This window comes from Bacteroidales bacterium (assembly GCA_031275285.1).
In the GTDB taxonomy this organism is placed as follows: Bacteria; Bacteroidota; Bacteroidia; order Bacteroidales; family UBA4181; genus JAIRLS01.
On record JAISOY010000068.1, the window covers coordinates 25,064 to 35,902 of the forward strand.

A 10,839-nucleotide genomic window follows, 5' to 3' on the forward strand; every position below is an offset into this window, starting at 1 on the left:
ATAATATAAGATTCGCCTCTGAAAAGTTCAAATATTTTGACTTGTCCTTTCGGCTTTCATTACATTTATTTTATTTTTACCTCCTGTCCCCAGAATCTTAATTCACCGATACAAAGATTTTTGGATTTTGTCCAGGTTTCATTGCATCTGAAACGGATATATCGTACATTGATCACGTCATCCGGAAATTCAAACTCTTCCCCGGCTTCGGCATATATCTGGTCTTCTGAGGTGACAACTCCCGAAGCCGATCCTGACGGTTTATAACTTTCGCACTCGATCAGTCTGGTCCATCCGTCCCAGCTGTCTTTATTCCTGGCCGCATCCAGATCATCGGTACCCCAGAATTCAAAGTAACGTGGGTTATGCAATGCGTAAGCGTAATTTGTCCGTCCCCAGACCCTGGTTCTGGATAATTTGTATGTCGCATCCAGATCAATTGTAAAATATGAAAATGTAACATTCCCTTTTATGTTAAGGTAATACATACTGCCTTCAACTCCATAAAGTCCATCCCACAGTTTATTCCATCCGTTTGAATATTGAGATACTTCATAGTCTGTACCCAGATCCATTTCTTTAAATTTACCAGTGGGTAATTCCATTTCATATCTCGGTTTGATGGTAGTTACCAGTGTATCAGTAGTATTTTCATATATATCTTTAATGAAAATCCTGAACACTTGCGGAATACTGTCCAATCCTCTTGTCGAATTTTCAGCAGTTAATTCGGTAGAATAAAAGGTATCTATTTCTATTTGTTCATTGTCTTCATCCTTCAACACTTTTACGATCAACTGTTCTCTTGACGGATTTTCCCACATCAGTTTTACTCCACCCCAGGTTTCAACAGCTTGCAAGGTCTCTCGAACAGCATAAATAGGAGAGTCCAGCGGTTTGATTTTTACTGGCAATGCTTCAGATTCGTTTTGGCTTCTATCCACCGCGATCAGGTGTATCGTTTGATCATCGCTTTTACCGAACCCTTTGATCTCAATTGTATTCTTAAAGGAAGAGGCTTTCACTTCCATCTTTACGCCGAGAGAGTTATAATAAACCGCTTTTACATAAAGTAAATCTGTCTCATTGGGTAATTTGTAGGTTATTTTTACCCGTCCCGGCAAATTTTCCACAACGGCATCGGAAACAGGTTGCGGCGGAGTATTATCCACAGGAAACTGTCCTACCTCATAATCTTTACATCCCACAAGGAACATAAGAATCAAAACTGTCCAATAACTAATAAACTTTTTCATTGTCTTTATATTTTAACCATTACCAATAAGGATTCTGAACCAGATTCGTATTCTTTTGCATTTCCGATGTCTTGATCGGCCATAAATAATCTTTAGTGGAAAACGTTAAATTATCTATGTTGATCACCTGATAATATTCCGCTTCGTTATCCGCTTCAATATTCCAGGTGCGTATAGGACCGGGTATCAGTTCATGCCCTCTTTTCCATCTCCTGATATCCCAGAAACGCTTGCTTTCAAAACTCAGTTCAATCATTCGTTCCCGGTGAATGATCTCTCTCATTCCGATCTTCTCACTTGGTTTATCGGCATATCTGGAATAATTGCGCCAGCTTTCGACCACACCATTTAATCCGGCTCTTTTCCTGACCGAATCTACATAAGTATAGACTTCCTCATTCGGTGCCTCCAGTGATTCGTTCAGTGACTCTGCATACAACAAATACAGATCGGCCAACCGTATAATCGGGAAAGTATAATTGATATAAACTCCTGCTCCATTTGTATTTGTCGCAGTAGTGAGGCTGCTTGTTTTTTTTGCCCAGTAACCAGTGATGGAATACCGGTAAGTACTTTTCTTTCCGGAAGCATCACCCTGTTTCATCTTTATCTGCCAGGCTGTTTCCGTATCGGTACCTTTTCCGACATCCTTATACCTTCCGTTACCGAACCAAATCCCTCCGTCAAAAGCCAGGTTGGCATAAAATCTCGGCTCCCGGTTCATATGCAGCTTTGCTGTCCTGAATCCCTGCTGTATATAATAGTAATGGGAATCCGGGGCATTATCCACCTCAAAACGATTTTCATAATCATAATATTGATCTTCTTCGATGGGTACGCCATTATTGGAATAATACAGTTCGGCCATACCCATGGTCGGAACGATCATCCCTCTCCACGGATTGGTATTTGCCATGGCATCCGTAAAAAATGGCATGGTTGTCCGTTGCCGTTGTTGCAAGGATTTGGTGGTTCCCCAGATCATTTCGCTATTCCACCTGTCCGATGCTACACAGCGCAGAGTTAACTCCAGCCGGGTAGTATCAGACAATATATAAGTCTGCTGCGTATACCGGTATAATGAATGTCCACCCAACAGGCAGGTATCTATTGCATTTTTACAGGCAAGAACAGCCCTGTCCCATTTCGACGGGTCATATGATTGGGGAAATAATTTCACGCCCCTACTGTCGGTCAGATTGATATATTCGGAATTCCCATTGAATAATGGACTTGCAGCCGTGACTAATAGTTCTGCTTTGATGGCCAAGGCAATCGGTTGTGTAATACGACCCAATTCCGTAGCTCTCTGTTCAATGGAAACGGGAAGATAGGGGACCGCTTCATCGATGAGTTGGACGATATAATCAACACAATCGTCAAAAGGATCCCTAAAAGCGCGGACTTCCTCCGTATTCGCTTCAATGGAAATATTTTCTTTCATCAAAGGAATAGGTCCGTACATCCGTAACAGATAGTAGTGATAAAAAGCCTTCAGGGTTTTTACTTCCGCTATCCACTGTTCTTTTTCAAGCCCGGTCAGTTCCAATCCCACCTCATCGACATTTTCCATAAATATATTGCAATGGCGTATGCCGACCCATAGGTTTCGTCCATGATTTTCTCCTGTCCAATAACTTAAATAAGTATTGTTGGCAGTTTGCCTTCCTAACTTAATATAAAAAGGATAATAATTACCCACATCGTCATCAAGTTCTCTTTTATCTTCAAAATTCCATACTTCATCACTTCCCATAAAGGCAGGATCATTTGCCGGCAAACCGAAGTTAGGCATAAAATTGTAACAGGTCGCCAGATATTTCTCGGCCCCTACTTTATCCCTGAATGCATATTCGATGGTGGCCACATTATCCGGAGCTACATCCAGATAATCTGCACAGGAAAGTAGAGTACTACAAACGATTATTAAAAGAATATTAATTTTTTTCATATCTATAATTCGATTAAAATGTCACTTGAACCCCAAAATTATATACTTTCTGGATTGGATAGGAAAGACCGTTTCCTGCCATTTCGGGATCCCATAATTTAAAATTACTGAAAGTAAGCAGATTGGTGCCGCTAAAGTAAAATCTACAGGTTTTCATGGAAATACGCTTGATCCAGTTTTCCGGTAAAGAATAACCGAACTCCACTGATTTCAAGCGCAAAAATGATCCGTCTCTCATGAACCAGGTGCTTCTTTGAACATTGTTATCAATCATCTGATCCGATAATCTGGGCCACAGTGCATAAAGATTTCTGTTTTCTTCAGACCAATAGTCATCGGCATATACCTGTAACATTGCATTTTTGGAGATAACCTTGGTATCATCGTCCGTATCAATAAACGGGGCAGTGTTTGTTGCATCTATCCAGAACGATCTTTGCGCCAGTCCCTGAAAAAAGAAAGAAAAGTCAAAGCCCTTATATCCTGTGGACAATCCGAATCCATAAATGATCTGGGGCTCTGTCGGAAACCCGATCGGGACTTTGTCTTCATCGGTTATTAATCCATCCCTGTTGATGTCACGGTATTTGATGTCACCCGCCATATATCCGCCATTGAACTGAGCCGGGGAATTGGCCACCTCTTCTTCATCGACAAACAACCTTTCGGCAATTAACCCCCATTGTTGCGATACAGATTGGCCGATCTTCGATAACCAGGGCATATTTGTATATTCGACTTCTTCGTATTCGTCATATTGGGAAACGGCATAAGTAAGGTTTCCGCGGCCACTGATCCACCAGTCGGGAGTGATGTTTTTCTGAATATCTACGGATAGGTCTACTCCATGTGCCTTTGCCACCCCCAGATTTGATTGAGGATCGGCTCCCATCAATCCCATGGATTTAGGAATAGAAGCCCGTGATAACAAAATATTTTTCCTCCTTTCCCGATAATAATCAACCTGTAAATCAACCATATTAAATAACTTAGCCTCTATTCCCAGATTCATTTTGGTGGATCGTTCCCAGGTAATTAACTCATTGGCATATTTACTGATGGATATGCCGGGTACTGAATAATTCAACTCTTCTCCCCAGGTATAAGCGTAGGAAGCATTATTCATACTGACTTCTGAAAGATAAAAAAAGCGTTGATTGGTATTTCCAATGGCATCATTACCTACCAGCCCATATGTCCCTTTCAGTTTAAACATATTTACATATTTCTTTAAAGAATTTCCCCAGAATGATTCGTTGGATAGGATCCATCCCACAGCTGCAGATGGGAAAAATCCAAAACGTTCGTTTTTGGCAAAGCGTTCCGATCCGTTGTAGCCAAAGTTGAATTCCCCGAAATAACGCGAATCGTAATTATAGGTAAAGCGACCGGATAATCCTACATTCCGCATAGGAAGAAATGATGTCAGGGAACCGGCATTGCCCTCTAATTTTTCTCTTAACGTAAAGACCAACAAACCGCTGACACCATGTTTTTCTGCGAATGTCTGGTCATAATTAATAGCTCCTTCAAAATAGATGACAGAATTTACGTCTTTCTGTCCTTCGCTGTAGGTCAGATAATCGGTACCGCCATTCGTGCCGGATGGGTTTAGTCCGGTTAGGACATAAGTATCTTCATATTTATCATATCCGGCAACTGCATAATAAAAAGGATTATAAGATCTGGATACATCAAAATAAGAATACCTGGTGGTATTGAATAATCCACGCAGGCTTAATCCTTCAAGAAAAAAGTCCAGCTTTTGTTTCAATTCGACCTGTGCAAGAACAGTGGTTTTGGAATATTCCTTATAGCCTTTTACCATGTCTGCATAGGGATTGATATAATTTCCATTATCATAGTTTCCGAAAAGAATATGTTTCTTGCTTAGATGTGCGCTATCGGGTGTAAAATAAGCAGGGAATAAAGCGGGATCGGTACGTAATATTTTTTTGTACAGGTCACTGCCTCCATCCAACGGACCGGAATAATCGTCGAAAGTTCCGTGTAAACGAATGACGACCTCGGTGGTCGGAGTAACATTGATATTTATATTGGAACGCAATAAATAACGCTTCAGATCAATATTACTGTTAAAATTATTCCGTTTGTCTACTTTTAATACACCATTGTCCTGATTATAGGTAGCAGCGACATAATAACGGGCCACCTTACCACCCCCGCTCAGGTGGAAATTCAACCGGTGATTGAAAGTCTGGTCTTTGATCAGCATATCCCTCCAGTCTGTTGCAGGATATACCATCGGGTTCTTTCCGGCAATAGTATTGCCTATTTTTTCCAATGAATAAGGGATCATCCCTATTTTATTGCGGGTTAAAACAGCTTCATTATTCATTTGCATATAGGTGATCGGATCGACCAGATCTATATCTTTAGTCGGCCTGGAAATAGACGTTTCATATCTGATAGAGATCGTAGCGGGTCCTTCGCGGCCCTCCTTGGTAGTTACCAGAATAACGCCATTGGCTCCGCGTGCACCATAAAGTGCTGCTGCCGTTGCATCTTTCATCACAGAAAATGCGGCGATATCATCCGGTTGTAGTCTGGCCAGATCCGTTGAAGTCATTTCGACACCATCGATAAGGATCAGTGGACCTGCTCCGGCATAATCAAAAGTAGTCACCCCACGGACAAAAAAGTTGGCATCATCCATTCCCGGTTCTCCGCTGGTCTGATAAGAGATCAAACCGGAAATTCGTCCGGCGAGTGCTGTGGTTAAATTACTGCTGGGAATTTTCAATTCGCTTGGATTGACCGTGGTGATGGATGCCAAGACACTTTCCTTCTTTTGCTTGGCAAAAGCAACCACCGTTACTTCATCAAGTTCGTTTACCTTTGGTGTCAGAGCAACGGTAATTTCGGTTTGTTCTCCTACGATCACCGAATAAGTCTGATAGCCCACGAAAGAAATATCCAGTTGGTCTGTTGAAAGGGCTTCGATAGAATAAGATCCGTCGGTATCGGTCATCACGCCGCGGGTAGTTCCATTTATCTGGATAGTTGATCCGGGTAACGGGTCTCCGTTCTCATCGAGAACTTTTCCTTTTATGGTTTTGGTATTTTGTTTCGGGGCTATTTTTACTTCATTGGCGCTTTCCGGTGAAAGAACAATTTGTTGTCCCTGAACTTTGTAATCTATTCCGTTTTTTATCAGAACCTGGTTTAAAATATCGGTAATAGTGGTGTTTTTGAAATTTTCACCAATTTTCCTGTTGATATTGATTTGTTCGTTATTATAGAAAAAAGTAAATTCTGTTTGTGCTTCAATGGTATTTAACACCTCTTTGATGGTCATTCCTTCAACGTTCATACTCAATCGTTTATTTTGAGCAGAACTTGTTGCAGACAATTGTATTAATGTCGCAAAGAGGAGAAAAAAAGTGATTTTCATTATTCGCTTAACTCTTCCATAAGGTAATAAAACCTCTGTTATTTTAAATTTTTTCATACATTTGAGTGATTTTATTTAATATCAATTCAATTATCGAAGCAATCCGATAATGAAACATACTGATTAATTAAAGTCATTATGGAGCAGGAAGTGCTGGACCCACTCTCTGCTCTTTTGCTTTTTCTCGTTCCGGGTTATTTCATAGGCTGCTTGATTTTATATAAGAGTTTTTAATTATTTTTTTGATGAATCATAATTTTGTCTTCGGTTTGTTCGAATTGTACCGGCAATGCATTCTGGATCAATTGAAATATCTGGGATATGTCTTCATTACGTACGGTAAATGTTAAACGATAACTTGTTTTCAAATCTTCCGGGCATTCTATTTTTTTTCCATACCAGCGTTCCAGCCGGTTGATGATATAACCCAGTTCCGCATTGTCGAAATGTAATCTTCCATTAACCCATGTAGTATATCGGGATGCATCAATTTTTTGTATGACAATATCCTGATTTTCTTTATTAAAAAGAAATTGTTCATCCGGTACTAGGTTCGTAACTGAAACCGAATCATTTGCGGACCGGACATTTACCTTTCCGGAAATCAATACTGTTTCAGCGGTAGTTGCATCCTGATAATCAGAGACGGTAAATTGTGTTCCGAGTACATTTATCTGTAATTGTCCGGTTAAAACCACAAAGGGCTGTTCTTTCTGTGGTTTAACATCGAAATACGCTTCCCCGGATAATTTTACTTCACGGGATTTGTCATCAAAAACAACCGGATATTCGATACGGCTTCCTGCATTTAGAAGTACGACAGTCGAATCGGGCAATAATACACGCATCCGTTCTTCATTGCCGGTTTCATGAGAGATCATCTGGACGGGTTTTGTCCTTCCTGCCAGGTTATTTAACATATATCCAATACCGAATAATATAACGATTGCAGCAGCAGCCCATAAATAAATGTGAACAAAAGAATTATTTCTTTTCCCTTCAATACTTTTATGAATACGTTGCCGTAATAGTCTTTTTTCATCTTCGGGAAATTTATCAACGGCTCCTTCCCTAAAAGTATGGATTATCTTTTCATCGTTTTGAAGATCGTCTTTTATCATCTTTTCTATCAATGGATATGATGAAAAGACACAAAAAGATATTTTTTGTACTCAATCTTCCGGAAAAAAAGTAAAAATAAATTTGTATATCAGGAAGAATAAGAATACTGGAGGCGAGTCTCCCAACCGCTCCCTTAAACGGATAAGCGCCCGGTGTACTGTGTTCCTGACCGATTGATAATTCATTTGTAATAATTCCCCTATATCGGAGTAATTCAGTCCTTCAATGTAATAAAGGTAAATGGCTTCTTTTTGCCTGTTGGTAAGATTTTCAAATGCTTTTTCAATAAATAACTTTAATTCCCGGACCTGATCATTTTCTATAAGGACATCTTCATCGGATGACACCTGTAATGCGTAAGAAAAAGAAGCATCTTCGATATAATCTTTTGATTTATCCGACAATTCATCCAATAACCTGTTTTTAAATGAGCGCAGAAGGTAAAATTTCAGGTTCTGTACAGAGGATAAGTCTTTCTCATAAAGTTTTACAAAAACATCATGGATGCAATCTTTGATCATTTCCTTGTCCATGGTAAATTTACATCCGTAGGAATAGAGCATCTCAGCCTGTTCCTCGTAAATCGACCATAGAAACTTTTTATTATCCATCCAATGATTTTTTCTTCTCAAACAACAAAAATAGTCTTTATTTTTGGGATTATTGATTCTTTTTGAGATATATGGCATTCAAATATAAGAATTTTATACCTTATCATAAGTATTAGGTACAAAATTTGTTCTTATCAATTAAATATTATTTATCATATAATTTTTATCAATGAAACGTAAAAAACAGGAAATTATGATGGATATCATCAAAACATCACGAAAAAAAAGCAGGGAGGAAGAAATAGCCAGTCATGGAAAACCGATCAACTATCGGAAAATAGTTCCTTCAAAGAAAAGGTATAACCGGAAAAAAAATAAGACAGATCGAGATTATCTGTCTTATTTTTTTATAGCGAATTCACGAGCTCCTATTGAATCAGAATTTTATGTGCTATTTCTTTTTGTCCGGTATTAAGGTTGATAATATAGGCTCCCTGCTGTAAAGCCAGTGGAATAGAAAGATACTGTCCTTGCATCCTGTTTGTCTGTACTATAGTTCCAGTTTCATTCAAAATTTTGATGGTGATATCATTATAGTGTTTATCCAGGTTAGCGTGAAGTATAGAACCTTGCTTTAACGGATTAGGATATACCTGAACATCTGTAGGAAGACTTTCAGGGCTGTTAACACCAGTAGTACCCAACACCAATGTGAACGTATATAACTTTTCAGTCCCGTCATCTGCTGTAACTGTCAGTACGATTTTTTCCCCAATGGTACATGTTTTATCAGTTACGTTTCCTTTAACTGTTGCAGTTCCACCGGACGACTGTCCCGTGACCGACAGAACGGATATCTGTGATGGTATACCTATTTGATATTCCGTTTGCTGTGGATCAAATGCCGGAATTAATTCCCCACCAACTATCGTAACACTACTTAAACTTACGTTTTCACGGTAAATTGGGTGTACTGTGATATTCCCTGCACAATCCAATGATTTAAGTGTCAGTACTTCCCCTCGCTTGATAAGTACCATTACCCTGCCGTTTGCTTCGGTATTTCCACCACCTACTACTAATGGGAAAGGATTATTTACAGTATTTTTCGAATAGAATTTAAAATTATGGAGATGTCCTGTAATATCAAGATCAAAAGGTGTGGTCCTGAAAATAGGATCCCATAAATCAAAGCAGGGCATAAACCCGGGATCGTGACCGCTGTTCCAGCTATAGATGGGAATATGGTGCACTAAAATTTTGCGGAAAGCGTTTTGGAATTCATCAGTGGCCAGTTCTTTTTTTAACCAGTCGGTTTGTTGATTACGGAAACCATCAAAATCAACCAGACCGGAATACTCAATATGTCCGTCATTTTTATCTTCTCCATTGTCTAAAAGAACAAAACGCGTATCCCCATAAGAAAAAGAGAGATAAGTTTTATCATCCGTAAAATCAAAAAAAGATTGCCATTCCATAGCATAAGGGCCTCGTATCTCATGGTTCCCACGCAGATAAAAAGCAGGTTTATTGGCCGCATCTACTCCCTGGTTATAGCGTGTTACCAGATTCAATATCTGGGATTCGGATGCCGGATCATTAAAAATATCACCATTGAAGATGGAAAAATCATATTCAATTCCGTGTGAACGTACTTGTCCCATCAGTTTATCAAAAAGAGCAAGATTATCATGTAAATCAGTGAAGATTAAACATGTAAAATCTTTAGGAATTGTGCCTAACGTCGTAAATGAAAAGAAATCTGATTTTTCAACAGGACCTAATTCCTTTGAATAAGCCTGGTATTTGATCACTTTCTGAGAACAAACACGGTAAAAATATTGTGTATCCGGCGTTAATCCGGTAATCCGCACCTTATGTTTGGTGATGTTAGCAGCCACAATTCCGTTTTCTACAGTCCGGGCGATCTTTAAATCATTTTTATCTGTTCCATATTCAATCCAGCTGTATGAAAGATCAGCTGTTCGCCACATGATGGTCATGGCATTAGTGGCAGGATTCTGCAGATACGGCTGCAAGCCTAATGTTTGTTCCTGAACGGAAAAGCCATATAATGCAGGAGTTACGCCTATGCCTAATAAACCTGCACCGGCTTTTTTTACAAAATTTCTTCTTGTAGTCATCTTACTAAAATTATATCATTGATAATTGTATATCGAATACTGGCAATTATCTTAAATTAATAATATTTTATGTGTGATTTGTGGATATATTGCACGAATTACATTGTAAAATACATCATAACGAGTTAAATGCAAAGGTTTTTGCCTATTCCACAGATCAAAAAACAAGAGAAATAAGGATGAACATTTGTTCATCCTTATTTTCTTTTATCGTCCCCATACGAATACTTCCGCAATAGAAACATTGCCGTTACTACGTGTATTTGGTAGTATTAATTTGAAGTACCTACTTTTAATACCCTGTGAAGAAGCATCAATTATCCTCAGATTTTTTTCCGCTGTATCTAGATTGCTATCACTGGGGTATTCAGTTCTACCCAATTCGATCCAGTTACTGTTC

The 10,839-nt window shown here is 39.1% G+C and carries 8 protein-coding genes; 1 reads left to right on the plus strand and 7 read right to left on the minus strand.

Annotated features, from left to right (window positions below):
• Positions 1-65 precede the first annotated feature (65 nt).
• The 5 genes from LBQ60_06805 to LBQ60_06825 all read right to left on the minus strand — a co-directional run bounded on the left by LBQ60_06805 (position 66) and on the right by LBQ60_06825 (position 8,355).
• Complete coding sequence (locus LBQ60_06805; protein ID MDR2037615.1) at positions 66-1,256, minus strand: DUF4959 domain-containing protein; 1,191 nt, start codon at positions 1,254-1,256, stop codon at positions 66-68.
• Positions 1,257-1,275: 19 nt separating this feature from the next.
• Positions 1,276-3,207: a RagB/SusD family nutrient uptake outer membrane protein gene (locus tag LBQ60_06810; protein MDR2037616.1), complete on the minus strand. Its 1,932-nt coding sequence runs from the start codon at positions 3,205-3,207 to the stop codon at positions 1,276-1,278.
• Positions 3,208-3,220: 13 nt separating this feature from the next.
• Positions 3,221-6,679, minus strand: a complete 3,459-nt coding sequence (locus LBQ60_06815; protein MDR2037617.1) for a TonB-dependent receptor — start codon at positions 6,677-6,679, stop codon at positions 3,221-3,223.
• A gap of 173 nt (positions 6,680-6,852) precedes the next feature.
• Positions 6,853-7,743, minus strand: coding sequence for a FecR domain-containing protein (locus LBQ60_06820; GenBank protein MDR2037618.1), 891 nt, complete (start codon positions 7,741-7,743; stop codon positions 6,853-6,855).
• A gap of 51 nt (positions 7,744-7,794) precedes the next feature.
• The gene (locus LBQ60_06825) at positions 7,795-8,355 is read right to left on the minus strand and encodes a sigma-70 family RNA polymerase sigma factor (protein ID MDR2037619.1); all 561 of its coding nucleotides are present in this window, start codon (positions 8,353-8,355) and stop codon (positions 7,795-7,797) included.
• Between the two features lie 169 nt (positions 8,356-8,524).
• On the opposite strand from LBQ60_06825, the gene LBQ60_06830 reads away from it, so the two are divergent.
• Positions 8,525-8,770 (plus strand): hypothetical protein, encoded by a 246-nt coding sequence (locus LBQ60_06830; GenBank protein ID MDR2037620.1) that lies wholly within the window; start codon positions 8,525-8,527, stop codon positions 8,768-8,770.
• On the opposite strand, the gene LBQ60_06835 is transcribed toward LBQ60_06830, so the two are convergent.
• The gene (locus LBQ60_06835; GenBank protein ID MDR2037621.1) at positions 8,724-10,439 is read right to left on the minus strand and encodes a metallophosphoesterase; all 1,716 of its coding nucleotides are present in this window, start codon (positions 10,437-10,439) and stop codon (positions 8,724-8,726) included. The two genes, LBQ60_06830 and LBQ60_06835, sit on opposite strands and share 47 nt — an antisense overlap.
• 207 nt (positions 10,440-10,646) lie before the next feature.
• Positions 10,647-10,839, minus strand: a 193-nt coding sequence (locus LBQ60_06840) for a hypothetical protein (protein MDR2037622.1), incomplete at its 5' end; no start/stop codon positions are given.